The 24,486-nt window shown below is 52.8% G+C and carries 27 protein-coding genes; 11 read left to right on the top strand and 16 right to left on the bottom strand.

From position 1 onward, the window contains the following. Window positions 1-166 precede the first annotated feature (166 nt). The gene (gene rpsT / locus PCI15_RS02615) at window positions 167-433 is read left to right on the top strand and encodes a 30S ribosomal protein S20 (protein WP_271272815.1); all 267 of its coding nucleotides are present in this window, start codon (window positions 167-169) and stop codon (window positions 431-433) included. A gap of 79 nt (window positions 434-512) precedes the next feature. On the opposite strand, the gene proB is transcribed toward rpsT, so the two are convergent. The 4 genes from proB to rplU form a co-directional block, all read right to left on the bottom strand. Then, the gene (gene proB / locus PCI15_RS02610; RefSeq protein WP_271272814.1) at window positions 513-1,640 is read right to left on the bottom strand and encodes a glutamate 5-kinase; all 1,128 of its coding nucleotides are present in this window, start codon (window positions 1,638-1,640) and stop codon (window positions 513-515) included. Then, entirely contained in the window at window positions 1,641-2,843 is a 1,203-nt protein-coding gene (gene cgtA / locus PCI15_RS02605; RefSeq protein WP_271272813.1) for an Obg family GTPase CgtA, read from the bottom strand. Between the two features lie 207 nt (window positions 2,844-3,050). After that, window positions 3,051-3,308: a 50S ribosomal protein L27 gene (rpmA, locus tag PCI15_RS02600; protein WP_205657677.1), complete on the bottom strand. Its 258-nt coding sequence runs from the start codon at window positions 3,306-3,308 to the stop codon at window positions 3,051-3,053. 23 nt (window positions 3,309-3,331) lie between these two features. Next, a complete protein-coding gene (rplU, locus tag PCI15_RS02595) occupies window positions 3,332-3,643 on the bottom strand; it encodes a 50S ribosomal protein L21 (RefSeq protein ID WP_205657676.1) in 312 nt (103 codons plus the stop codon). A 228-nt stretch (window positions 3,644-3,871) separates the two neighbouring features. On the opposite strand from rplU, the gene ispB reads away from it, so the two are divergent. From ispB to fabB, 3 genes are all read left to right on the top strand, one after another. After that, the gene (gene ispB / locus PCI15_RS02590) at window positions 3,872-4,840 is read left to right on the top strand and encodes an octaprenyl diphosphate synthase (protein WP_271272812.1); all 969 of its coding nucleotides are present in this window, start codon (window positions 3,872-3,874) and stop codon (window positions 4,838-4,840) included. Between the two features lie 200 nt (window positions 4,841-5,040). Beyond that, on the top strand, window positions 5,041-5,556 hold the full coding sequence (fabA, locus tag PCI15_RS02585; RefSeq protein ID WP_205657674.1) for a 3-hydroxyacyl-[acyl-carrier-protein] dehydratase FabA: 516 nt from the start codon (window positions 5,041-5,043) through the stop codon (window positions 5,554-5,556). Window positions 5,557-5,643: 87 nt separating this feature from the next. Continuing rightward, window positions 5,644-6,861 carry a beta-ketoacyl-ACP synthase I gene (fabB, locus tag PCI15_RS02580; protein WP_271272811.1) on the top strand — a complete coding sequence of 406 codons (1,218 nt, stop codon included), beginning with the start codon at window positions 5,644-5,646 and terminating at the stop codon, window positions 6,859-6,861. 57 nt (window positions 6,862-6,918) lie between these two features. On the opposite strand, the gene pspF is transcribed toward fabB, so the two are convergent. Next, the gene (gene pspF, locus PCI15_RS02575; protein WP_376787829.1) at window positions 6,919-7,965 is read right to left on the bottom strand and encodes a phage shock protein operon transcriptional activator; all 1,047 of its coding nucleotides are present in this window, start codon (window positions 7,963-7,965) and stop codon (window positions 6,919-6,921) included. 184 nt (window positions 7,966-8,149) lie between these two features. Between pspF and pspA the strand changes: the two genes are divergently transcribed. The 3 genes from pspA to pspC are packed head-to-tail and all read left to right on the top strand — an operon-like array spanning window position 8,150 to window position 9,493. Then, the gene (gene pspA, locus PCI15_RS02570; protein ID WP_271272810.1) at window positions 8,150-8,824 is read left to right on the top strand and encodes a phage shock protein PspA; all 675 of its coding nucleotides are present in this window, start codon (window positions 8,150-8,152) and stop codon (window positions 8,822-8,824) included. Window positions 8,825-8,835: 11 nt separating this feature from the next. Next, complete coding sequence (gene pspB, locus PCI15_RS02565) at window positions 8,836-9,072, top strand: envelope stress response membrane protein PspB (protein ID WP_271272809.1); 237 nt, start codon at window positions 8,836-8,838, stop codon at window positions 9,070-9,072. A 13-nt stretch (window positions 9,073-9,085) separates the two neighbouring features. Next, window positions 9,086-9,493, top strand: a complete 408-nt coding sequence (gene pspC, locus PCI15_RS02560) for an envelope stress response membrane protein PspC (protein WP_271272808.1) — start codon at window positions 9,086-9,088, stop codon at window positions 9,491-9,493. 50 nt (window positions 9,494-9,543) lie between these two features. Here pspC and PCI15_RS02555 read toward each other — a convergent pair whose 3' ends face one another. From PCI15_RS02555 to PCI15_RS02540, 4 genes are all read right to left on the bottom strand, one after another. Next, window positions 9,544-10,305, bottom strand: a complete 762-nt coding sequence (locus PCI15_RS02555) for a lysophospholipid acyltransferase family protein (protein ID WP_271272807.1) — start codon at window positions 10,303-10,305, stop codon at window positions 9,544-9,546. Between the two features lie 24 nt (window positions 10,306-10,329). Then, on the bottom strand, window positions 10,330-10,809 hold the full coding sequence (gene moaC, locus PCI15_RS02550) for a cyclic pyranopterin monophosphate synthase MoaC (protein WP_205657668.1): 480 nt from the start codon (window positions 10,807-10,809) through the stop codon (window positions 10,330-10,332). Further along, window positions 10,806-11,933: a lysophospholipid acyltransferase family protein gene (locus tag PCI15_RS02545; protein ID WP_271272806.1), complete on the bottom strand. Its 1,128-nt coding sequence runs from the start codon at window positions 11,931-11,933 to the stop codon at window positions 10,806-10,808. Before PCI15_RS02545 ends, moaC begins: the two co-directional genes overlap by 4 nt. Before the next feature lie 132 nt (window positions 11,934-12,065). Then, entirely contained in the window at window positions 12,066-12,953 is an 888-nt protein-coding gene (locus PCI15_RS02540; RefSeq protein ID WP_271272805.1) for a DMT family transporter, read from the bottom strand. Between the two features lie 122 nt (window positions 12,954-13,075). On the opposite strand from PCI15_RS02540, the gene PCI15_RS02535 reads away from it, so the two are divergent. After that, window positions 13,076-13,543: an Lrp/AsnC family transcriptional regulator gene (locus tag PCI15_RS02535; protein ID WP_271272804.1), complete on the top strand. Its 468-nt coding sequence runs from the start codon at window positions 13,076-13,078 to the stop codon at window positions 13,541-13,543. Between the two features lies 1 nt (window position 13,544). On the opposite strand, the gene moaA is transcribed toward PCI15_RS02535, so the two are convergent. Next, complete coding sequence (moaA, locus tag PCI15_RS02530) at window positions 13,545-14,549, bottom strand: GTP 3',8-cyclase MoaA (protein WP_271272803.1); 1,005 nt, start codon at window positions 14,547-14,549, stop codon at window positions 13,545-13,547. A gap of 175 nt (window positions 14,550-14,724) precedes the next feature. Between moaA and PCI15_RS02525 the strand changes: the two genes are divergently transcribed. Then, on the top strand, window positions 14,725-15,093 hold the full coding sequence (locus PCI15_RS02525) for a SirB2 family protein (protein ID WP_336296727.1): 369 nt from the start codon (window positions 14,725-14,727) through the stop codon (window positions 15,091-15,093). Between the two features lie 54 nt (window positions 15,094-15,147). Here PCI15_RS02525 and rfbD read toward each other — a convergent pair whose 3' ends face one another. Together rfbD and ssb are read right to left on the bottom strand one after the other, a co-directional pair. Continuing rightward, entirely contained in the window at window positions 15,148-16,080 is a 933-nt protein-coding gene (rfbD, locus tag PCI15_RS02520) for a dTDP-4-dehydrorhamnose reductase (protein WP_271272801.1), read from the bottom strand. Between the two features lie 33 nt (window positions 16,081-16,113). Next, window positions 16,114-16,692: a single-stranded DNA-binding protein gene (ssb, locus tag PCI15_RS02515; protein ID WP_271272800.1), complete on the bottom strand. Its 579-nt coding sequence runs from the start codon at window positions 16,690-16,692 to the stop codon at window positions 16,114-16,116. A 223-nt stretch (window positions 16,693-16,915) separates the two neighbouring features. Between ssb and uvrA the strand changes: the two genes are divergently transcribed. Further along, the gene (gene uvrA, locus PCI15_RS02510) at window positions 16,916-19,738 is read left to right on the top strand and encodes an excinuclease ABC subunit UvrA (protein WP_271272799.1); all 2,823 of its coding nucleotides are present in this window, start codon (window positions 16,916-16,918) and stop codon (window positions 19,736-19,738) included. Here uvrA and PCI15_RS02505 read toward each other — a convergent pair. Both PCI15_RS02505 and PCI15_RS02500 read right to left on the bottom strand, forming a co-directional pair. After that, window positions 19,716-20,537, bottom strand: a complete 822-nt coding sequence (locus tag PCI15_RS02505) for a phosphate/phosphite/phosphonate ABC transporter substrate-binding protein (protein WP_271272798.1) — start codon at window positions 20,535-20,537, stop codon at window positions 19,716-19,718. The genes uvrA and PCI15_RS02505 overlap by 23 nt on opposite strands. After that, window positions 20,534-21,472 (bottom strand): fatty acid desaturase, encoded by a 939-nt coding sequence (locus tag PCI15_RS02500; protein ID WP_271272797.1) that lies wholly within the window; start codon window positions 21,470-21,472, stop codon window positions 20,534-20,536. Before PCI15_RS02500 ends, PCI15_RS02505 begins: the two co-directional genes overlap by 4 nt. Before the next feature lie 157 nt (window positions 21,473-21,629). Between PCI15_RS02500 and PCI15_RS02495 the strand changes: the two genes are divergently transcribed. After that, entirely contained in the window at window positions 21,630-22,463 is an 834-nt protein-coding gene (locus tag PCI15_RS02495) for a helix-turn-helix domain-containing protein (protein ID WP_271272796.1), read from the top strand. Here PCI15_RS02495 and hutG read toward each other — a convergent pair. Further along, window positions 22,460-23,275 carry an N-formylglutamate deformylase gene (gene hutG / locus PCI15_RS02490; protein WP_271272795.1) on the bottom strand — a complete coding sequence of 272 codons (816 nt, stop codon included), beginning with the start codon at window positions 23,273-23,275 and terminating at the stop codon, window positions 22,460-22,462. The two genes, PCI15_RS02495 and hutG, sit on opposite strands and share 4 nt — an antisense overlap. Next, a complete protein-coding gene (gene hutI / locus PCI15_RS02485) occupies window positions 23,265-24,479 on the bottom strand; it encodes an imidazolonepropionase (RefSeq protein ID WP_271272794.1) in 1,215 nt (404 codons plus the stop codon). The genes hutG and hutI overlap by 11 nt, the downstream gene beginning before the upstream one ends. Window positions 24,480-24,486 lie beyond the last annotated feature (7 nt).

The following is a 24,486-nucleotide window of genomic DNA, read 5'->3' as shown; positions in this document are numbered from 1 at the left end:
ATTTTCCGTCCGATGATAACGCCTCAATAATTAAATTGCTGCATTTATTGACAGACGACCTACAAACAGGAATAATTTCGCGTCTCAAAAAACGATGCCGGCACCTCCCCTTTTAGCAGGGTTATTTGCCGGGTAATTTGAATTTATATATTAAAGGAGTCGGATCGTGGCAAATTCCGCAGGATCCCGCAAACGCGCTCGTCAAGCTGAGAAGCGCCGTCAACATAACGCTAGCCTGCGTTCCATGGTTCGCACCTACGTTAAGAAAGTAACTGCAGCTATCGAGTCTGGCGACCACGCTGCTGCAACTGCTGCTTTCGTTACTGCTCAGCCAATCATGGACAGCGCAGTAAACAAAGGCCTGTTCAACAAGAACCAGGTTGCACGTAACAAGAGCCGTCTGAACGCCCGCATTAAGCAGCTGGCTGCATAAGCGCTTTTGACGCATTCAAAAAAACCGGCTTTTGCCGGTTTTTTTATGCCTGCCATTTACAGCAGAGAATTACAAAATATCAGGCCAGCACCAGATTATCCCGGTGAACCAACTCTTCCTCACCCATAAACCCAAGCACTTCCACAATATCACCGCTCGGCTTACCGATAATTCTTACCGCATCTTCAATGCCGTAGTTCACCAGACCGCGCGCCATCACCATACCCGACTCATCCACCAGAACAACCATCTCACCACGGGAGAACTCACCCTCTACCGCTTTCACGCCGGCCGGCAGCAAACTCTTACCACCTGATACCAGCGCCTTCACAGCACCCGCATCCAGCGTCAGAATACCCCGCGCTTGCAAATGCCCGGCAATCCACTGTTTACGGGCCGCCATCGGCGTTTGTTCCGGCACCAGCAAGGTTCCCAGATCCTCAGCCGCTTTCAGCCGTAACAGCACTTCATCTTCACGACCGCTGGCAATAACCGTTAACGCTCCGGAGCGGGCCGCCAGCTTGGCCGCACGCACCTTGGTAGCCATTCCGCCACGCCCAAGCTTTCCGCCATCACCGGCCATCGCCTCGAGAGACTGATCACCGGAACGGGCCTCAGAAATCAGCGTAGCATCCGGATCATGACGGGGGTCTGCAGTAAACAACCCCTTCTGATCCGTCAGCAGAATCAGCGCATCCGCCTCAACCAGATTGGCAACCAGCGCCCCCAGCGTATCGTTATCACCGAAACGGATTTCTTTGGTAACCACGGTATCGTTCTCATTCACTACCGGCACAACCCCCATTGAAATCAGGGTCCGCAGGGTTGCCTGAGCATTCAGGTAACGCTTACGGTTAGAGTGATCCTCATGGGTCAGCAATACCTGCGCCGCATGCGTATCATGGCGTTGAAAATTCGACTCATACGCCTGCACTAAGCCCATCTGCCCCACAGCGGCTGCCGCCTGGAGCTTATAGACCTCATGGGGACGGTCAGGCCAGCCCAGCCGGGTCATACCTTCAGCAATGGAACCGGATGATACCAGCACAATTTCCACGCCATCGCGCTTCAACTGCGCTAACTGGTCAACCCAGCGTGAAATCGCTGCCTGATCCAGCCCTTCACCGTCATTGGTCAGCAGCGCACTGCCTATCTTCACTACCCAGCGACGTGTTTTACCAAGCTTACTGCGCGCCTCGCTCACCATTTACTCCCGCACGTATTCCACTTCAACATCGTAATCGTCGTCATCAAAGTCATCGTCATCCAGACCGTCATCATTACGGCGTCTGGCACGCGCTTCTTCACGCATCTGCTCAATGCGCTCACGACCTTCCCTATCAATCATCCGGCGAACGTCCGCCTCTTCTTCAGCCAGCTCCGGATTTTCAAGCAGTGCTTCAGCACGGGCATCCAGATAACGCTGAATATCCTGCACCAGCGCCTGAGTACCGTCTTTATTCAGTGCAGAAATCCGATACACCGGACCTTCCCAGCCCAGCGCATCAACTACCGCCTGACAGCGCTCTTCACGCTCATCTTCCGGCACCATATCCAGCTTATTCAACACCAACCAGCGCTCCTGATCCGCCAGAGTCGGGCTGAACTTCTCCAACTCATGCGCAATCACCTGCGCCGCTTCAGGCGGCGTCAGCTCATCCCAGGGCGCCATATCAACCAACTGTAAAAGAATACGGTTACGGGCCAGGTGCTTCAGGAAACGAATACCAAGACCCGCCCCTTCAGCCGCACCTTCGATAATCCCCGGGATATCTGCAATCACAAAGCTGCGATGCTTTTCAGTACGGACCACACCCAGATTCGGTACCAGCGTGGTAAACGGATAATTGGCTACCTTAGGCTTTGCCGCCGATACCGACCGGATAAAAGTCGACTTACCGGCATTCGGCAATCCCAGCAGACCAACATCTGCCAGCACTTTAAGCTCAAGCTTCACGTTACGCGTTTCACCCAGGCTACCATTCGTGGTCTGACGTGGCGCGCGGTTCACACTGCTTTTATAACGGGTGTTACCCAAGCCATGAAAACCACCCTGAGCAACCTTCTCAACCTGACCAATTTTAGTCAGATCCGCCAGCACCTCATCAGTGTCCACATCAACAATTGTGGTCCCCACCGGCACCTTCAGAATCAGGTCTTCGCCTTTCGCACCGGTACAGTTACGACTCATACCGTTCTGGCCGTTTTCTGCTTTATAACGGGGCTGAAAACGGTAATCGATCAGCGTATTCAGTGACTCATCCGCCTCCGCATACACCGACCCGCCATCACCGCCATCACCGCCGTCAGGACCACCTTTAGCAACGAATTTTTCACGGCGGAAACTCATGCAACCATTGCCGCCCTTTCCTGCTTCAATGGTTATACTGGCTTCATCTACAAACTTCATTATTCATCCCTCCGTTCAGGATCGGATGTCTCTCAACTCACTGTTGAAAACACTCCCTCAGAAGCCCTTTCAACAGCACGCCACCAGACATCATCATTACAATATACTGCCGCTCTTCCAATTAAGCAGCTAATTCGCTGTCCATACACACAAGACATAAAAAAAGCCCCGCCGCGGCGGAGCTTTTTAAATACGTTTAAAGCTCGATTAAGCGGTTTCGATCGTGATGTACTTACGCTTTTGCGGGCCTTTAACAACAAATTTCACAACACCGTCTGCTTTTGCAAACAGAGTGTGGTCTTTGCCGATACCTACGTTTTCACCAGCGTGGAACTTAGTACCGCGCTGACGAACCAGGATGTTACCAGCTGCAACAACCTGACCACCGTAACGCTTAACACCTAAGCGTTTCGACTCGGAATCGCGACCGTTACGCGTACTACCTGCTGCCTTCTTATGAGCCATCTGTCAGTCTCCTATCCAGGTTATTAGGCGTTGATGCCAGTGATTTTAACTTCGGTGAAGTGCTGACGGTGACCCATCTGCTTCATGTGATGCTTACGACGCTTGAACTTCATGATATGAACTTTCTTAGCGCGGCCGTGATCAACGATCTCACCAACAACTTTAGCACCAGCTACAACTGGAGCGCCGATTTTAACGTCGTCGCCATCTGCTACCAGTAAAACGCGATCGAATTCAACGTTTGCACCTGCTTCAGCGTGCAACTTTTCAACTTTCAGCGTCTGACCTTCTTGAACACGGTATTGCTTACCGCCGCTCACGATTACTGCGTACATTTCTTTCTCCGGTTTAAAACCCGCCCTGCTACTGTTTGTAAGAAGCCTATTTCTAATGGCAGCGCCATATAATAGGGAGCGAATTTGGATGGGTTAGGGCGCGAGATTATATACAAGTCAACTGACAACCACAAGCCCATTACTGCTTACCCAGAGGCTTTTCTTGACACTGCTATTCAACCCCCCTAGCATGCTGGCCTAACTTCCGTATCAATAATACTATGCGACATGCAGCCACATCAGCTAAACCCTCTTATTGAACCGCAGTTTGAAGCGGTAAATGACTACATAATCAACCACTTGCATTCGGGTGTTCCGCTAGTCGAAAAGATTGGGCACTACATTGTAGAAAGCGGTGGCAAGCGAATTCGTCCGCTGCTGGTATTACTGGCAGCCAATGCCGCCAATTATGAAGGCGAGCAGCACATTTCACTGGCCGCCGTCATTGAATTCATTCATACCGCCACCCTGCTGCACGACGACGTTGTCGATAATTCAGATTTACGTCGCGGCAACTCAACAGCCAACGCCAAGTGGGGCAATGCACCCAGTGTCCTGGTCGGTGACTTCCTGTACTCCCGCGCATTCCAGATCATGGTTGAGCTGAACAGCATGGAAATAATGAAAGTTATTTCCGACGCCACCAACATCATCGCAGAAGGCGAAGTATTGCAGCTGCTGAACGCGAAGAACCCGGACACCACAGAAGACGCCTACATGCAGGTAATTCTGGGCAAAACCGCCATGCTGTTTGAGGCTGCTACTGAATCCGGCGCCATTCTAGCCGGAGCAGACAAAGCACAACAGGAAGCGCTGCGACTGTTTGGCCGCCACATCGGCATCGCCTTCCAGATCATCGACGATGTGATGGACTATCTGAGCACCGCTGAAGAAATGGGTAAAAACGTCGGCGACGACCTGGCCGAAGGCAAAGCCACACTGCCACTGATTCACGCTATGCGCGAAGGCACTGACGAACAGCGCAAGCTGATCCGCAAAGCCATCCGTAAAGGCGGCCTGGACGACTTACAGCCGGTACTGGACATCGTTCACGCCACCGGTGCCATTGAATACGCACGCAGCCAGGCATATCAGCAGGCCGACCTGGCAATTGCAGCGCTGGATGCCCTGCCCGACACATCTTTCAAAGCAACCATGATTCAACTGGCAGACCTTGCCGTCAGACGGAAAAGCTGATCAGTTTCAGGCCTCCCTGCACAGGAGGCCTGATCTTTCTGACAGCAGCCTCCGGCAAGCACTTAATTGCAATAATAATTCTCATTTATGCTGCACAACAGCAATAATACGGATTTTAGCAATTCAACCCGTGATACTGGCGAGTTTAGCCGGTATAATCAGCCGATATTTTAGCTTCAATTTACGGATCTACAGTTCAAATGACTAAACCTTCTTCTTTTAACCGTGACGAACTGCTGTCATGTGGTCACGGTGAGATGTTCGGCCCAGGCAATGCCCGACTCCCGATTGACAACATGCTGATGATGGACCGCATCATCAATATCAGCTCCGAAGGCGGCAAATACGGCAAAGGCCAGATCATTGCTGAACTCGACATCCACCCGGACCTGTGGTTCTTCCAGTGTCACTTCCCTACCGACCCTGTTATGCCAGGCTGCTTAGGCCTGGATGCAATGTGGCAGCTGGTAGGCTTCTACCTGGGCTGGCGCGGCAACCTGGGTCGCGGTCGCGCACTGGGATCCGGCGAAGTAAAATTCACCGGCCAGATCCTGCCGACAGCTAAAAAAGTTACTTACACCATCGACCTGAAACGCGTCATCGAACGTAAACTGGTTATGGGCATTGCTGACGGAACCGTTTCAGTTGACGGGCGCGACATCTACAGCGCCACCGACCTGCGTGTAGGCCTGTTCACGTCTACCGACAATTTCTGATTGCGGATCACCAGCAACTCTTCACAGCCTGCTTTTTAACTGAAGGCAGGCTAAACACAATTTACGAGTAATACAGAGAGGCATCCTATGAGACGCGTCGTAGTTACCGGAATGGGTATCGTTTCTTGTCTGGGAACAGATAAAGAAACCGTCTTAGATTCACTGCAACAGGGCCGTTCAGGTATCAAGTTCCAGGAAGAATATAAGGAGATGGGCTTCCGCAGCCATGTCGCCGGTAGCATTGATCTGGATTATAGCGACCTGATCGACCGCAAACTGGTTCGCTTCATGGGTGATGCTGCTGCATATGCCTACCTTTCTATGGACCAGGCCATCAAAGATGCCGGCCTGACCGAAGAACAGGTATCCAACGTTCGTACCGGCCTGATCGCAGGCTCCGGCGGCGCATCTTCAGCTGATATCGTTGAAACTGCCGACGTTCTGCGCAGCAAGGGCGTACGCCGCGTAGGCCCTTACCGCGTAACCCGCACCATGGGCAGCACCGTATCTGCATGTCTGGCAACGCCGTTCAAAATCAAGGGCGTGAACTACTCAATCACATCCGCCTGCGCCACCAGTGCGCACTGCATCGGCAACGCGATGGAACAGATCCAGCTGGGCAAGCAGGACATTGTATTTGCCGGCGGCGGTGAAGAACTTCACTGGTCACTGAGTGTCATGTTTGATGCAATGGGCGCCCTGTCCAGCAAATACAACGACACGCCGGAAAAAGCTTCCCGCGCATATGACGCGAACCGTGACGGCTTCGTTATCGCCGGCGGTGGCGGTATGCTGGTACTGGAAGACTACGAACACGCCAAGGCCCGTGGTGCTAAGATCTACGGCGAACTGGTTGGTTACGGCGCAACGTCCGACGGTTACGACATGGTTGCCCCTTCCGGCGAAGGCGCACAGCGCTGCATGGAACAGGCAATGAGCACCGTTGAAGGCGACATTGATTACATCAACTCTCACGGCACCTCTACTCCTGCTGGCGACATCCAGGAACTGAAAGCCATGAAATCAACCTTCGGCGACAACATGCCTCCGGTCAGCTCCACCAAGTCACTGACAGGTCACTCTCTGGGTGCAACCGGTGTACAGGAAGCGATCTACAGCCTGCTGATGATGGAAAACAAATTCATCTGCGCATCCGCTAACGTAGAAGAGCTGGACCCTGCCGCAGAAGGCCTGCCAGTTGTTACTGAGCGCAAAGACAACGTTGACCTGCAACGCGTCATGTCTAACAGCTTCGGTTTCGGTGGCACCAACTCCACACTGGTATTCCAGAAGCTGGACAGCTAAGCACACCGAATCCTATAAAACGGGGCACATGCTCCGTTTTTTTTCGCCCTGAGTATTTCAGCCCTTTCCCTGAGACAACAGCTGCGGATACTTACGCAAATATGCCCGTAACTGATGATAAGTAAGCCCCAGACTCTCAGCCGTATGTTTTTGCTGAAAGTGATTAAACTGTAATGCCCTGCCGATCAGCCGCTGCTCAAAATGAGCCACCTGTTCTTTAATATTCCCCGCAGCCACTTCATACTCACCCTGACCGGAACCCGCCTCAGCAACTGAGTTAACAGACGGAACATGCACTGACTTATCCCCAGGCTCATCCCAGGGCGAAGCAAACGGATCCGTTACGATGTCTGACAGAGGCCGCTCATAATCCTGATGCCGGTAAACGCTACGCTCAACGGCATTCTTCAGCTCACGGATATTGCCGGGCCACTGATACCCCTGCAACTGCTGCTTTGCCGCCGCAGAAAAACCGGCAAACACAGGTCGGTCCAGCTCCCTGCACATTGCCATTGCAAAGCTTTCTGCTAACAACAGGGCGTCGCCTTCCCGCAACCGCAGCGGCGGCAAATGCAACACATCAAACGCCAGCCGGTCCAGCAAATCAGCCCTGAACTCACCGTTAGCAGCCATGGCGGGCAGATCCGCATTGGTCGCCGCCACAACCCGCACATTTACCTGCAAGGTTTCCTGCCCACCTAATCGCTCTATCTCACCATACTCAATTGCCCGCAACAGCTTTTCCTGCACCCTCAGCGACGCCGTTGCCAACTCATCCAGAAACAGCGTGCCTTCATCAGCCCGCTCGAAACACCCCTTCACCTGCTTGTTGGCACCGGTAAACGCCCCGGCCTCATGGCCAAACAGCGCTGACTCCAGCAACGACTCACTCAGCGCTGCACAATTCAGCTTTATAAACGCCTGATCCCAACGCTCTGACAAATAATGCAGACGCTGCGCCATCAACTCCTTCCCCGTCCCCCGCTCGCCGATTACCAGCACCGGCTTATGCAACGGTGCCACCAGACTTAACCGCTCCAGCACCTGATCCAGAAGCGCCGACTCACCAATAATCGCAGGAATATCCATAGTTAAAATAGCCAAACATATAGTTTATTTGACTTAATATTAGCCAATTTAACAAACAAATAACAGTCAAAAAATACCACCACACAACGCATATCTATTTATTTTCAATGAGTTAGAAGAATTCCTGAAGAATTGGCACGCTACTCGCTATATACAGACCAGAACTTATATTTCAGGCAACACAATTAAGGAGATAACCATGGGCATTTTTTCCCGCTTTCAGGACATCGTAAACGCCAACCTGACATCGTTACTGGACCGCGCTGAAGATCCTAAAAAAATGATCCGTCAGATGATTCAGGAAATGGAAGACACCCTGATCGAAGTACGCAGCACATCCGCGAAGATTATCGCCGATAAAAAAGAACTGGAACGCCGCATTCAGATGCTCCGTGAAGAAGCCGGCGACTGGTTAAGTAAAACCGAACTGGCCATCAGCAAAGGCCGTGAAGATCTGGCAAAAGGCGCGCTGATTGAAAAACGCCGGGCAGAAGAAGCGGTTGACGCCGGCAATGATGAACTCAGCTTCCTGAGCGAACAGCTGGATGTACTCAACGACGAAATCAGCCAGCTTCAGGAAAAACTGGCCAGCGCCAAAGCCAAGCAGAAAGAACTGCTGGTACGGGAACAAACCGGCAAATCCCGTTTGGAAATCCGTAAGAAAACCAACCGGGAAACCCTTAACCGCGCATTTGAGAAGTTTGAACAGTATGAGCGCCGCCTCGACGACCTTGAAGGCCAGGTAGAATCATATGATCTGGGCAAAACCCAGAAAGCCAGCCTGGCGGACGAAATTAATGATCTGGCAACCGCAGATGACATTGAACGTGAGCTGGACGCAATCAAGAGCAAAATTAAAAACACAGCTGAATAGGCGAATACACGATGACAGCAATGGCGTTTTTCTTTGTGCCCTCCGTCATTTTCCTCAGTATCGTCGCCCCTCTGTGGCTGATACTGCATTACTGGAGCAAGCACAAATCTAACCGGGGGCTTTCAGATGACGACCAGCGTCTGATGGAAAGCCTCACCCATACAATAGAAGGGCTGGAACAGCGAATCGACAGCCTGGAACGCATCCTCGACGACCAGCATCAAGGCTGGCGACGGGAAAAGCACTGATCAGGAGATCATTATGCAGGACAACACAGCAAACAAAGCTAACGGTTACAACCGTAACCTGTACCGCAACCCTAAACGCGGCCCGCTGGCCGGGGTCTGCACAGGGCTTGCTGAATACTTTGAGATTCCGGTCTGGGTAGCCCGACTGATTGCAATCAGCCTGTTTATCTTTGTCTCACAGCTGTTTGTAATCGCCTACATTGCAGGCATTTTCTTACTGGCTAAACGCCCTGAAAGCCACTCACATACGCGCCGGCAACCACATCATGACAACGGGCTGTTTAATTACCAAAAGCCCGCCAGCGACCGCCTGAAGGACATTCATGAACGTTTACAGGCACTGGATAAGAAACTGAGAGGCATGGAAGGATACGTAACCTCCAAGAAGTATCAGTTCAACCGGGAAATAAACGACCTGTAACGGTTTGCAAGACACAAAAAACCCCGCCAGAGCGGGGTTTATTTTTGTCTTCAGTCGACCACTTTCAGCGCTCTAAGCTGCGCCTCCATCCATTCCACCGAGGGATCATGCAGCGCATCAACGGTCGGCTCATCCAGCTCAACCGGCTTACCGATTATGACCTTCACCGTTCCCGGCCGTTTAACAAAGCTCTTACCCGGCCAGTACAAACCGGCATCATGCACCAGCGGGACCAGCGGCACATTATTCGCTGCTGCCAGCATGGCACCGCCCTTATTAAATTTCCCTAACTGACCAACCGGCAAGCGGGTTCCCTGCGGGAAGATGACAATATTAATCCCTTCCTGCAGCCGCTCTTTACCCTGGGTAATCAGCTGCTTCAGCGCACCGCGGCGCTTACTGCGATCCAGCGCGATTGGCTTTAACATACCCAGCGCCCAGCCGAACCCCGGAATGCGCAACAGCTCCTGCTTCAGCACAGTGCACTGCGGGCGGATCAGCGTCTGCAAAAAGAAGGTTTCCCACTCACTGGAGTGGTTAGCCACAACCACATAGGCACCGTCTTTTGGCAGGTTTTCGCGGCCTTCAATTTCAACTTTAACGCCACAGGTAACCCGCAACCAGAACATACAGAAGAAATTAATGACGGTAATCAGCCGGAAACGTGCCCGGAATGGCAGCGCCCAGCCCACACACACGCAAAACAGTGAATAAACAAACATCACCGGGTAAAACACAGCATAAAACAGGCCGGCACGGATATAGGATAAAACCGAAGCCGACTCGGTATGAGGCACTTGCTCAGCGGTCACGATAGTGAATTCCTTGAAAGATATTTAAACGTCAGCCTGCCAGTGTCCGCTTTTGCCGCCTTTCTTTTCCAGCAGCATTACATCAGACATGACCATGCCTTTATCGACAGCCTTACACATGTCATAGATAGTCAGACCCGCCACCGACGCTGCGGTCAGTGCTTCCATTTCGACACCGGTCTGGCCAGCAAGTTTACAGGTTGCATGAATAACGATGCAGCTGTCTTCCGGACGGGGCGTCAGCTCCACTTTAACCTTACTCAGCATCAGCGGGTGACACAGCGGAATCAGATCGGCACAACGTTTAGCTGCCTGAATACCGGCAATGCGGGCAACCGCAATGACATCGCCCTTTTTATGCTCACCGGCAGTGATCATATGCAGGGTTTCCGGGAGCATCTTTACCACCGCCTGAGCAGTCGCTTCACGGCTGGTTACTGCCTTTTCAGACACATCCACCATATTGGCGTGCCCGTTCTCATCAAGATGAGTCAAACCTGTCATACACCCTCCTGCAGGGTATGTTTATTCTTAACCGGGTTAGCATACATCTGACGCAGAATCTCTGCGGCCGTCGGCTCCAACCCCTGCAAACGCTCTTCGAACTGATTACGTTCCTGCGATGACGCTTCTGCGTTATCTTCACCGGCAGCAATCAAATTGGAAGGATGCAAATAATAGTTTTCAATAATCTGACGATCAATCTCTGCTGCCAGCTCTTCCGGGGTTTCCATGTCCCGGATCACGTTTCCGAAAGCAACATGGACATGCCCTTTATTCCCGGTGATGCCCTGCACAATGCTTTCAATGTCTTCGTACTGGCCTTTCTCGTAATTGCCGTCCTGCTGCTTGGCACACAGCTCATTCGCTTTTGCAGAATCGCAGGGATCGTACTCATATGAAATTGAAACCGGCACAATGTTAATCCGGTTCAGAAATTCTTTGAAGGAACGCTCTTTACGGTGTGACATATAGAACATTTTCAGGATCGCCGGATCAGTCGCATCGTTGCCGTCTTTCGCCCGGCCTTCACGCTGTGCAATCCACACACTGTGCTCGTCCTGCACCAGCGAATGATCAATATATGCTGACAGCTGCCCCAGCGCGGTTAATACCTCACGGCCTTTTGCTGAACGGTTCACAATAAAGCTTTTGTTCAGACGCATCAGGTCCGATACATAAGGCTTACGCAGCAGGTTATCGCCAATCGCAATACGAACTGTATTGCGGTCATTCTGATGCAGTACCCAGTTTACAAACGCAGGATCCATCGCTATATCACGGTGATTGGAGATAAACAGATAGGCTTCGTCACTGTCGAGATTCTCAAACCCGGAACAGCTCAGGCGAGTAGTGGTCCGGCTGATCATTTTTTCCATATAACCGGCAACCAGACCCTGAAAGTCCGCGATGGCTTTAACTTCATCAGTTTTCTGTGCCAGAAAAATACGGATAGCTGGCTTCAGCAGAAAACCCAGCCAGGATGCCAGCTGTGGAAACTGGTAGCGGGTAATTGCCGAAATAAACTCATCGTTACGGATCAGTTTATTCAGAACAAGATTTACTTCCCTGTCATGATACGGACGAATATTCTGATACGGATCATTCGGGGTGTTAGACTCGGCCATTAAGGCTCCTCAGCGAACTACAAACTTAAACAGTCTATTTTACCGCGAGACGCCAGAGATTTCAGTCCATTTCTTTCTTCTTTTACCAACCTTTCGTCATAAAATGCCCCGAACTCCCCGAAAATCCGCCTCTCAGACCTGCCGCCACTTCAAAGAGGGCCAGTTCGCATTCATCGCCGCTGCCGACAACAAAATTGCAGTCACACCCAGCCACTGAGAAACACTTAGCAACTGATCATAAACCAGATAATCCACCATGATGGCTATCGCCGGATACAGAAAGGCAAGAATGGCAATCAGCGCCACCGGCAACTTCTGATAAGCGGAATACAGAAAGATATACATCATGCAGGTATGCACCAACCCCAGCACCGCCAGATACCCCCACTGTTCAGCTAACACGGGTAACTCAGCGGTATTCAGTACCGGCCACAACAACAGAACACCAATAAATACATGCAACAGCGCGATCACTTCCGGCCGGACATCAGCAACCCGCCGGGTTAACAACGTCGTCAGGGCATATAACACAGCCGCCCCCAGCGCCATTAGAAAGCCCAGCAACTGCTCTGAATCAGCCAGCCCGCTCCAGCGAAACTCTATAATCAGCAACAATCCGGTGAACGCAAACAGATACCAGGGAAGTTTTTTCAGATCGAAGGTTTCCGCAAACAGAACCCGGGCCAGTAACAGTAAAAAAAATGGCTGGGTATGATACACAGTGGTCGCCAGCGAAATTGAAGCATACCGGTAGGACCCAAACAGCAACAACCAGTTAGCGACCAGCGCCACACCCGCCAGCGAAGCAAACAGCAGATTACGTCCTCGCAACGGCCACGGGCTGAGAAATCCCCGCCACCAGCAATAAAGCCCCAGCCCGAAAAGTGCAAATACACAACGAAAAAAAACGATATTCCAGACCGGCAGATCCGCCTCCACCACGAAGAATCCCAGTGTACCGGAAAGCCCCATCGCCAGAACCATCTCTGCAATCCCTGTTTGCCTGCGGCTTAAGTTCATCGCTCCCACCCAATACATTGCCTGAAAAGAATAAACAGTTTACGCCCAACAGAAAAATCATCTATAAATAAACACAGGCAAAATCAGCCCATAACCTTATTTTTAACGGACAAATCCACGATATGCCTTCATCTTCAAAGACATTCACACCTGATGGTATCGATATTGAAATTATCAGCATCCTTGCAGAGAATGCCCGCCTGCCGGTCAGCGCACTGGCCAGCCAGATCGGCATGTCTGCACCCAGCATCACTGAACGCATAAAAAGACTGGAAGAACACGGCGTGATCAGCCGTTACACCATCGAGGTTAATCTGGAAAAGCTTGGCTTTACGCTGACATCTCTCGTCAGGGTAAAACCCCTGCCCGGACAGCTACATCAGTTGGAAAAGCGCCTGACCGCCATGCCCGCCTGCATTGAGTGCGACAAAGTAACCGGTGAAGACTGTTTTATTATTCGTCTGGTATTACGTTCGATCAGCGACCTGGACGAACAGCTCAACCATATTGTGGAACTGGCCGAAACCAGCAGTGCAATTGTAAAGAAAAGCCCGGTACCGCGACGACTTCCGGCACTGGTACGCGGCTGAATCAGCCGCCGGTCATATTCATGAAACGGACGATCTGCGGCTCAGCTTCAAGATCAAAATAATGCCGTTCCGGCTTCAGATCCATCGACTCAATCAGCTTCTGCTTAAGGAGTTCGTTATCACCCGGATGACTGCGCATTACTTCCCGCAGATCCATCGAGTGCTCGTTCCCCAGACACAGTAACAAACGCCCTTCAACGGTTACCCGTACCCGGTTACATTCGCCGCAGAAGTTATGACTGTGGGGTGAAATAAAACCAATCTTACTGCGGCTGTCGCTCATCCGGTAATATTTGGAAGGCCCGCCGGTTTTTTCAGTACTGGAAAGCAGATCATATTCCTGGTTCAGCATTTCCAGAATTTCGTCGCTGGAACAGTATGACTCAGCACGGTCGTGCTCAGTAATTGCCCCCAGCGGCATCTCTTCGATAAAGGTGATATCGATTTCCCGGTCACGGGCAAACTCCACCAGATCGACCACCTCATCATCGTTACGCCCTTTGAGCACCACGGCATTGAGCTTAATGCCGTTAAACCCGGCTTCACAGGCCGCATCAATGCCCGCCAGCACCTGATGCAAACGGTCACTGCGGGTCAGACGCTGAAATTTATCCCGCTGCAGGCTGTCCAGGCTGATATTCAGACGATCCACGCCAAAACGCTTCAGGTCTTTCGCCATTTTCGGCAACTGAGAACCGTTGGTGGTGATCAACAACTCAGCCGGCAATTGACCCATTTTTTCAATCAACCCCAGAACACCTTTACGCACCAGCGGCTCTCCGCCGGTCAGACGCAACTTATTGACCCCCAGATCAGTAAAACTTTTCGCCAGATTATAGATTTCTTCCAGTGACAGAACCTGCTCACGGGGCAGAAACTCCATCTCTTCAGACATGCAGTAAACACAACGGAAATCACAGCGATCAGTCACCGACAGACGCACATACTCGACCCGGCGGCCGAACTTATCGATTAAAACTGGCTGAGAAGATGTCGATTCTGTCATAACTGCAATCCGCCATACTGGCTTCTGGTGAGTAAATCAGTGAGAATGGACCGCCTTCGTCAAAGAAGCGAAGCATTACTCACAAACCCGATTATACCTCTATATAGCGCTAAAACTCATACCATAACGCCATATATAGAGCTGCTTATTCTAAGAGTCAAACAGACCTATGTACATGCTATTAAAACATCTGCACATGACCTGTGCCATGCTAACCCTGATTTCATTCGCGATTCGCGGCTTCTGGATGCTGACTGATAACCGCCTGCTACAGCGTCGCTGGGTGAAAATTGCACCGCACATCATCGATACTTTACTGCTGGTGACGGCGGTTGGCCTGACGATCACACTCAGCCAGTATCCGTTCACCGATGCCTGGCTAACGGCTAAACTGGGTGCTCTGGTTGCTTATATCGTACTGGGAACAGTAGCACTGAAACGCGGTAAAACCAAAGCGGTACGCACCGTAGCGCTGCTACTGGCACTGGCTTGCTGGGGGTATATCTTTGCCGTGGCACGCAGCCACATGCCTTTCCCCTGGTAAGCCATTGTTCTGACTTACCTGATGAGCAGCTCCAGCCGGAGCTGCTGACAACCTTTAAGGCCGGATATCCTGTTCAACCACCGGCTGATACAGGGTTTTAACCACATTGATCAGCTCATGCCGCCACGGAATCTGCCGAATGCCAAATGCGTTCAGCAACTTCTTACAGACCAGTACGGAAGATGCCGGCCGCTCGGTATCCGTGCCGTAATCCTTTGACGGTACCGCCCGGATTTCCTGCGCACGAAATTCTTCATACTGACCGGCTGCTGCCAGCACCGCTTCACTGAATCCGTAACGGGAAGTCACTTCAGCGCCGCAATAATGATAAGTACCCCAGGCATCTGCACCGTTATGCACCTGCTTAAGCATGGCAACAATCACCCGCGCGATATCCGCAGCAGAGGTGGGACAGCCACGGCGGTCATCCGCAGCGTCTATCACATCCTGTTGCCGTGCCTGACGCAACGCCCGCTGCATATAGTTATCGCCAACCGGGCTGAATACCCAGCTAACCCGCAAAATCAGATGCCGTTCCAGTTGCTGACGCAAGGCTTCTTCACCGCGCCACTTACTGTCGCCATACACTCCCAGAGGTTTGGCTTCATCGGATTCCGCATAACCGCTGGCATAATGGCCATCAAACACATAGTCCGATGATAAATGCAGCACGGCGATATCCCGGGCAGCACAGCAGGCCGCCAGGGTTTCAACCGCTTTGGTATTGCGCCGGTAACACTCATCAGGATCACGCTCTGCCTGATCCACGTCGTTATAACCGGAGGTGTTGATCACATAGTCAGGCTGAACTTCATCAAGCCGCTGCTCCAGTGCCTGACGGTCGTTGATATCCAGCTCTGCGTCACTGAAGGGTACCGGAATATAAAATGCATCGGCCTGGGCAGCCAGATTCAGGAAATACCCGATCTGGCTGTCGGCACCAATAATGAGCAATTTAGCTGGCTGGGATATAAACGCCTTCAGCATAACTGACTATTACCTCACAACAGAAACAATGGATCAGAACGGGATGTCGTCGTCGAAATCATCCATGCCCGGTGCAGGCTGCGGGGCCGGAGCCTGCTGCTGAGGCGGCTTCTGGTATTGCTGCTGAGGCGCCTGTTGCTGAGGGGGTTGCTGATACTGCTGTTGCGGGGCCTGCTGCTGAGGCGGTTGCTGATATTGCTGTTGCGGTGCCTGTTGCTGCTGTGGCGCCTGCTGCTGATAGCCACCCTGCTGCTGATAACCGCCATTATTGTCGCCACGGCCATCCAGCATCTGCATTTCGCTGGCAACGATTTCGGTGGTGTAACGGTCCTGACCGCTCTGATCCTGCCATTTCCGGGTCCGCAGTGAACCTTCCAGATACACTTTAGAACCTTTACGCAGGTATTCACCGGCAATTTCTGCCAGACGGTTAAAGAACACCACACGGTGCCATTCGGTACGCTCCTGCTGCTGACCTGTCTGCTTATCTTTCCAGCTTTCAGACGTCGCTACAGTAATGTTGGTAACCGCGTTGCCGCTGGGCATGTACTTAGTATCCGGGTCATTACCCAGGTTACCAATCAGAATGACTTTGTTAATACCGCGTGCCATTGAATTCTCCACTCCCCCCAGCGTCCTGCGGGGCTATATTACATCTGTTGATCTTGGTTCGGCCCCGGACGGTGGCCGATTCATTTTCCTGGCGCCAAGCATAGCATATTTACCCCTCTGAACACTCATCAATTATCTGTATAAATAAACAGCTTTTTAGGGTGCTTTTATATAGCATCTGCCTCTATAATTGACTCCTTTTGCGCACAAGTCGGACATACTGATGGAACAAATCCTGGTTCGCGGGGCCCGTACCCACAATCTTAAGAATATCGATCTGGAAATTCCCCGCGATAAGCTGGTTGTTATCACCGGGCTTTCCGGGTCAGGCAAGTCATCGCTGGCATTTGACACCCTCTATGCAGAAGGCCAGCGCCGTTATGTTGAATCGCTGTCGACCTATGCCCGGCAATTCCTGTCGGTCATGGAAAAGCCCGATGTCGATCACATCGAAGGCCTGTCACCGGCAATCTCCATCGAGCAGAAGTCTACTTCTCATAACCCCCGTTCTACCGTGGGCACCATTACTGAGATTTATGATTACCTGCGTTTGCTGTTTGCCCGTGCCGGTGAGCCCCGCTGCCCGGACCACGACCTGCCACTTGCCGCCCAAACTGTCAGCCAGATGGTTGATCAGGTATTAGCCTTGCCGGAAGGCAGCAAGCTGATGTTACTGGCCCCCATTGTTCAGGGCCGCAAAGGTGAGCACTTACACACCATAAGCGAGTTGAAAACCCAGGGGTTTGTCCGTGCCCGTATCAATGGTATTGTGGTTGATATCGACAGCGCGCCGGAACTGGACAAAAACAAGAAACACGACATTGAAGCCGTGGTTGACCGGTTTAAAGTCCGCCCGGATTTACAGGCCCGTCTGGCGGAATCATTCGAAACCGCACTGAACCTGACCGATGGCATTGCCACCGTTTGCTACATGGACGGCGATGGGGAAGACATGGTGTTCTCAGCCCGTTTTGCTTGTCCGAAATGTGGCCACAGCATCCAGGAACTTGAACCGCGGATGTTCTCATTCAACAACCCTCACGGGGCCTGTTCTTCCTGTGACGGCCTGGGTGTAAAACAGTTCTTTGACCCGAAAAAAGTCGTCAGCGATTCAAGCCTGACACTTTCTGAAGGGGCAATCCGGGGCTGGGACCGCCGGGCACTGTATTACTTCCAGCAGTTAAAAGCCGTTGCCGCCCATTACGATTTTGACATCAACACCCCGTTTGGCGAGCTTAGCGCCAAGCAGCAAAAGGTCATTCTGCAGGGCAGCGGTAAAGACAATATTGCCTTTAAGTACCTGAATGACCGGGGCGATTCCATCAGCAAATCCCACCCGTTTGAAGGGGTACTGAACAACCTGGAACGCCGTTACCGGGAAACCGAATCAGAAATGGTCCGTGAAGACCTGTCCAAATACATCAATATGCAGTCCTGCCCGTCCTGTGACGGCAGCCGTCTGCGCCGCGATGCCCGCCATGTATTCATTGCCACCGAGACCCTGCCAGAAATCGTTGAGATGGCCATCGGTGACTGCTATGACTACTTTGAAACCCTCAAGCTAAGTGGCAAACGCGGTGAAATCGCCGACAAGATCGTCAAGGAAATCCGCCTGCGGCTGGCCTTTCTGGTCAACGTGGGTCTGGACTACCTGTCACTGGAACGCAGCGCCGAAACCCTGTCCGGCGGCGAAGCCCAGCGAATCCGTCTGGCCAGCCAGATCGGTGCCGGCCTCGTCGGCGTAATGTACATTCTGGATGAACCCTCAATCGGCTTGCACCAGCGGGATAACGACCGCCTGCTGAAGACTCTGGTTCATCTGCGGGATCTGGGTAATACCGTCATCGTAGTGGAACACGATGAAGACGCTATCCGTCTGGCGGATCATGTTATCGACGTGGGCCCGGGAGCCGGGGTACACGGCGGTGAAATCATCGCTCAGGGTACGCCACAGCAGGTAATGGATAACGTGAACTCCATTACCGGCGACTACATTTCCGGCCGCCGTAAAATTGAAATACCCAGCAAGCGCAACACACCGGATGGCCGCTGGCTGAAACTTCTGGGGGCTACCGGTAACAACCTTAACAAGGTGAATCTGGAGATTCCGCTGGGTCTGTTAACCTGTGTAACAGGGGTCTCCGGCTCCGGTAAATCCACCCTGATCAACGGCACGCTTTATCCGCTGGCAGCCACCGAACTGAACAAGGCGACTACCCTTGATGCCGCCCCGCATCAGGAGATTGACGGCCTGAAACAGATGGATAAGGTCATCGATATTGACCAGAGTCCGATTGGCCGAACACCGCGCTCAAACCCGGCAACCTACACCGGCATTTTCACTCCGATCCGGGAACTGTTTGCCGGCACCCAGGAAGCCCGTGCACGGGGTTACAAGCCCGGCCGCTTCAGCTTCAACGTCAAAGGCGGCCGCTGTGAAGCCTGTCAGGGTGACGGGGTCATCAAGGTAGAAATGCACTTCTTGCCGGACGTATACGTGCCCTGCGACGTCTGTAAAGGCAAACGCTATAACCGCGAAACACTTGAAGTGAAATACAAGGGTAAGAGCATCGACGAAGTACTGGAAATGACCGTTGAAGACGGCCGTGAATTCTTCGATGCAATTCCGGCACTGGCCCGCCGCCTGCAAACTCTGATTGACGTAGGTCTGAGCTACATCCGTCTGGGTCAGGCTGCTACTACTCTCTCCGGCGGTGAAGCCCAGCGGGTGAAACTGGCCAAGGAACTGAGTAAACGGGACACCGGCAAGACTCTGTATATTCTGGACGAGCCGACCACCGGCCTGCACTTCTATGATATTCAGCAGCTGCTGAACGTGCTGTATCGCTTACGGGATCACGGCAACACCATTGTGGTCATCGAACATAATCTGGATGTGATTAAAACCGCGGACTGGATTGTCGACCTGGGGCCGGAAGGCGGCACCAAAGGCGGCCACATCATCGCGACCGGCACCCCGGAAGACGTTGCCGCTACCGAGCACTCCTACACCGGCCAGTTCCTTAAGCCGTTGCTGGAACGCTAACCTCTGTCAGACCATGTTTCTGCATCGCCCCGGTCAGCCGGGGCGACAGAAACAGATAGTCGGAAACATTTCGCTCCACCAGCCCGTCCAAAAGCAAATCTGCTTTCAGAGATTCATCCAGCGTTGCAATCCCCCGCATCAGGCTCTGGCGGATCTCTCCGGCATAGCCGCTGACTCCGCTGATCATCGGCAGACAGGGCGTCGGCTCACTGAAACCTATCACCTGCAAGGTTTCCGCTGCCGGCTCATAACGCTGTGCCAGCGCCCAGCTCACTGCGTCTATTGTCGCGATATCTGCCTCTCCTGCTGCCAGCATCTGCACTGAACGGCGGTGGCTGCCGGAAACACTGAAACTCCCCAGAGATTCAGCAGCAAGGCTGTAAAGCAGCGCAGAAAAACCCGACTGAGAATCCGTTGCGTTCACTGCGGCCCGCAGCGGCACCGAAGGCTCTGCAAGCCTGCAACCACTGAGACAAACAGTATCGGCATTCACCCCCGGCGCTGCCACTATCACGCTGTTGTACTCCCCTGCACCGCAACCTTCCAACCGGTAAACGGGACTGCCCAGTAAAGAGGTCTGCTTATACAGCCCCTGCGCAAAGGGTAATCCACAGGTTTGTCCGATCAGTAAATCCGGTGAACACCATTGCTGCACAAGGTCACCGCCCCCGGTCAGTGTCTCAGGTACAGTAATTTCAGCGGCAAGATCCTCCCGCAATACCCCAGCCAGATGCTGCCACACAGCGGCATGCTGGTCCTGCAGTTCCGGCCAGTCATACATAGGTAAGCGGGCAATCATCCGACCACCTCGCCGGAATTCTGCTGAACCGGAGTATCCTGCGTAACCGGCATCTGCGGATGGGATACCGGCTCTTTAGCCTGCAAGAAATATTCTTTAAACACCTGACGATAATTGTCATACCGGTACTGCTGGTTATCCGCCAGAAACTGTTCACGCTGTTCCCGGTACAGCGCCGGCAAACGGTACCAGGCCACACCGGGACACTGGTGATGCACGGCGTGAAAATTATTGTTCAGAAACAGAAAGGCCAGCGCCCCCCGGTCTTCAACCACTACGGTACGGGCCGCCACCGCAAAGTGTGCCCGGTGTTCCAGAAAGGTACGAATCTTGAGAATCGACAACCCCCCGTAGGCACACAGTAAATATATCCAGAGACTCACCTGCGCCACTTCAGCCAGCCACCACAGCACCGGGAGCAACCCCAGCAGATGCATCAGATACGCGCGGATCACCGGCCAGTCACCGGACATCACCGCCCGCAGATCACTCCGGTAGAACAGCCACATAGACAACGCCGGACCAATCAGCATCCGCCCCAGCAAACTGTTATTAAAATTGTAAATATCCCTGACGGCCGTCGGCATCGCCTGCCACCGTTGCGGATCAACATAATGCGACTCCGGATCATCGTAGGGGTCCGTCAGATTTTCATCCTGATGGTGAATAAGATGGCTGTCCCGGAAGCGCTCATAAGGCAGAAAAATACCGATTGGCAGGAAGACCAGCAGCTCATTCAGCCAGCGCCAGCCGGTAGGATGATTATGTAACACTTCATGCTGTAACGAAGATTGCAATGCCAGAACCACCGGTAAACTCAGCCATACAAGAGCACTCCACTGCACCGCTGACATTGCCAGCCACCAACTGCCGTAACAGGCAATTATCAGCAATAAAGTTGGCCACTCAATCCGGAATCTGCATTTGGCAGGCATAACTATCTCCTTAAGTATCAATAAGAAAAGCATATGCCCTGACATTCGGTGAGGCTATTTGTGAATTTGTAATTTATGCATAATATTTACAGCATTAATGTTATTTTGTTGTATAAATACATAAATCGTTACTTTTACAAAACAACAGGTGATCAGCATGGATAAACGGGAAATTGCCCCTGTGTTTCGTGAGCGTCTGAAAGATTTGCTGGCACAGTCCGGCCTTAACCCGAGCGAGTTTGCCCGCCAGTGCCAGCTGGACCGCTCGGCCATGAGCCAGTTTCTTGATCCGGCGAACCTGCGCCTGCCCCGTGCCGAAGCACTGATGCGCATCGCCGCCGCCCAGGGTGTGTCAATCGACTGGCTGCTAGGTGTGACCGGTGCCAGCGATGCCAGCCTGCAGGTATCCAGCAGTGCTGAAATTGAACTGATACCGGATCAGGCCCAGCATTCCCCCCTCACCCAGTGGCGGGCAGAAATTAACGGCGGCAAAACCCGCTATGTGCCGGCTTATCTGCCGGACATGCTCAGCCTGCCGGAGCTGGTCAATCATGAGCTGGAGCCTCACAGAGCCTCAGCCCGGTACAACTTCGGGGAAGATTTACTGAAAACCGTTCAGGAACGGGGTAATGATCTGGAAATATGTATGCCAGTACAGGCCCTTCATGAACTGGCACAGGGTCAGGGCATCTGGCAGAACATTCCCAGGCCGTTACGGCTCGCCCAGTTTGATTACATGGCCCGGCTCATTGATGAACACTATCCGACCCTGCGGGTACATTTTTATGACCGGCTGAAACACTATTCCGCGCCATTAACCGTATTCGGCAACCAGCGGGCAGCGATTTATCTGGGCGGTACCTATCTGATGGTCACCGGCAGTGAGCAAATCAGCGGGCTGTCCAGACACTTCGATCATCTGGTGAGAGTTGCCGACATACTGCCCCATCAGGCCAGCCAGCTGTGTCTCGAAATTAAACAAACCGTCTAATGCTGCAGGGCATCCAGTAAGTGCTGGGTAATCTGCCGCAACAGCGGCTGCACATGGCACAGTTTTTTAGGGTCGATCTGATAGGCATCAAAACGCTTGGCAGTGAAGGCATCATCCGCCAGATAAGTACCCTGTGACAGTTCCAGTTGCAGGCTCTCAATACCTTCAGCCGGCTGACCGAAATGACGGGTGATAAAGCCGCCTTTAAAGCGGCCATCGGTTACACAGGTAAACCGGCCATCAGCACAGGCCAGTGCCTCCAACTGCGCCGTTAAGCCAAACCGGCAACTGGCACCGCTGTTGCTACCAAAATTGAAATCCGGCAAACGGCCATCGAACAGCATCGGCACCCGTGGTGCAATACTGTGCGCATCAAACAGCATCGCGTTGCCATGCACTGCCTTCAGTCGGTCCAGCTCGTTACGGATCTGCTGATGATAAGGCCGCCAGATCTGCTGCTTGTAGCGCTCCCGTTCATCTTCATCCGGTTCCTGTCCGGGTAAAAACAGGCTGTCATCGGTAAAGCTGATGGCCGGAAACAGCCCCGTCACCTTGCCCGTATACAAAGGCTTGTCATCCAGCGAACGGTTCAGATCAAGCACATAGCGGGAATAATTCGCACGGATTACCCCCACCCCCAACTCACTCAGAAAACTGTACAGTTCAGGGATAAACCAGTCGGTATCGGCCAGTTGCAGGGCCGATGCGGTCAGCCCACTGGCGACGGCATCGGTCAGTTGTAATCCTGAATGCGGCATGCTGACCAACAGCGGTGTTGTCCCCGGCGTAAACTCAAACGGATCAGATATCACGGCGTACACCTCGCTTCACTCTGGCTTTGTTAAGGCGTCCCCCTAACCAATAGCTTAGCTCAGCAGGTGATTCTATGTTCCAGCAGACGAAATCAGCCTGCTTACCCGGTGTTAGCGTACCGTGGGTTTTATCCAGCCCCAGCGCCCGGGCAGCGTGACATGTCACGCCTGCCAGCGCTTCTTCCGGTGTAAAGCCGAACAGGGTGCAGGCCATATTCATCATCAGCCGTAACGAGCGTACCGGCGATGATCCCGGATTGCTGTCACTGGCCAGTGCCATCGGCACATTATGATCCCTTAACAACTGCACCGGCGGTTGCCGGGTTTCCTTCAGCACATAAAATGCACCGGGCAGAATCACGGCCACGGTGTCATTTTCCGCCATTGCCGCAACATCTTCCGCGGTAGCATATTCCAGATGATCCACTGACAACGCGCCCAGTTCTGCAGCCATTTTGCTGCCCCCCAGGGCCGATAACTGCTCCGCGTGCAGTTTCAGGGGCAAGCCCAGCCCGGCAGCGGTTTGCAGATAACGTTTAATCTGTGCCGGCGAAAAGGCAATTTTTTCACAGAAACCATCCACCGCATCTGCCAGTTGCTGTTCGGCTATTGCCGGTAACAGGGTTTCGCACAGGTAATCAATGTACGCATCCCCATCACTGAATTCCGGTGGCATTGCATGGGCCGCCAGACAGGTCGTCAGTATTTCGACCGGCCAGTGTTCCTCCAGACGTCTGGCCACCCGCAGCATTTTGGCTTCGTTTTCCAGATCCAGTCCGTAACCGGATTTAATCTCCAGGGTCGTCACACCGTCCGCCATCAGGTCCTGCAACAGGCTTTCAGCACGCTGCTGCAGCTCTGATGCACTGGCCTGTCGGGTGGATTTAACCGTGTTAGCTATGCCGCCACCGGCCCGGGCAATTTCTTCGTAACTGGCGCCCTGTAAGCGCAGCTCAAATTCCCGGCTGCGGTTTGCGCCAAACACTATATGCGTGTGGCAGTCGATCATTCCGGGAGTCACCCAGCCACCTTCAAGGTCGGTTTTCTGTGCGGCCTCTCCGGCAAAGTCTGCATAACGCCCTACCCAACTTATGACGCCGTCATCGACCGCAATCGCGGCGTCTTCAATGGTGTTATAACAACCGTCAACCATGGTGACTGCATGAAAACCATGCCACAAATGCTGACACGTCTGGCTAGACATCCTGATA

Source organism: Aliamphritea hakodatensis (genome assembly GCF_024347195.1).
Lineage (GTDB): Bacteria > Pseudomonadota > Gammaproteobacteria > Pseudomonadales > Balneatricaceae > Amphritea > Amphritea hakodatensis.
This window is presented reverse-complemented; position numbering and strand designations above follow the sequence as displayed.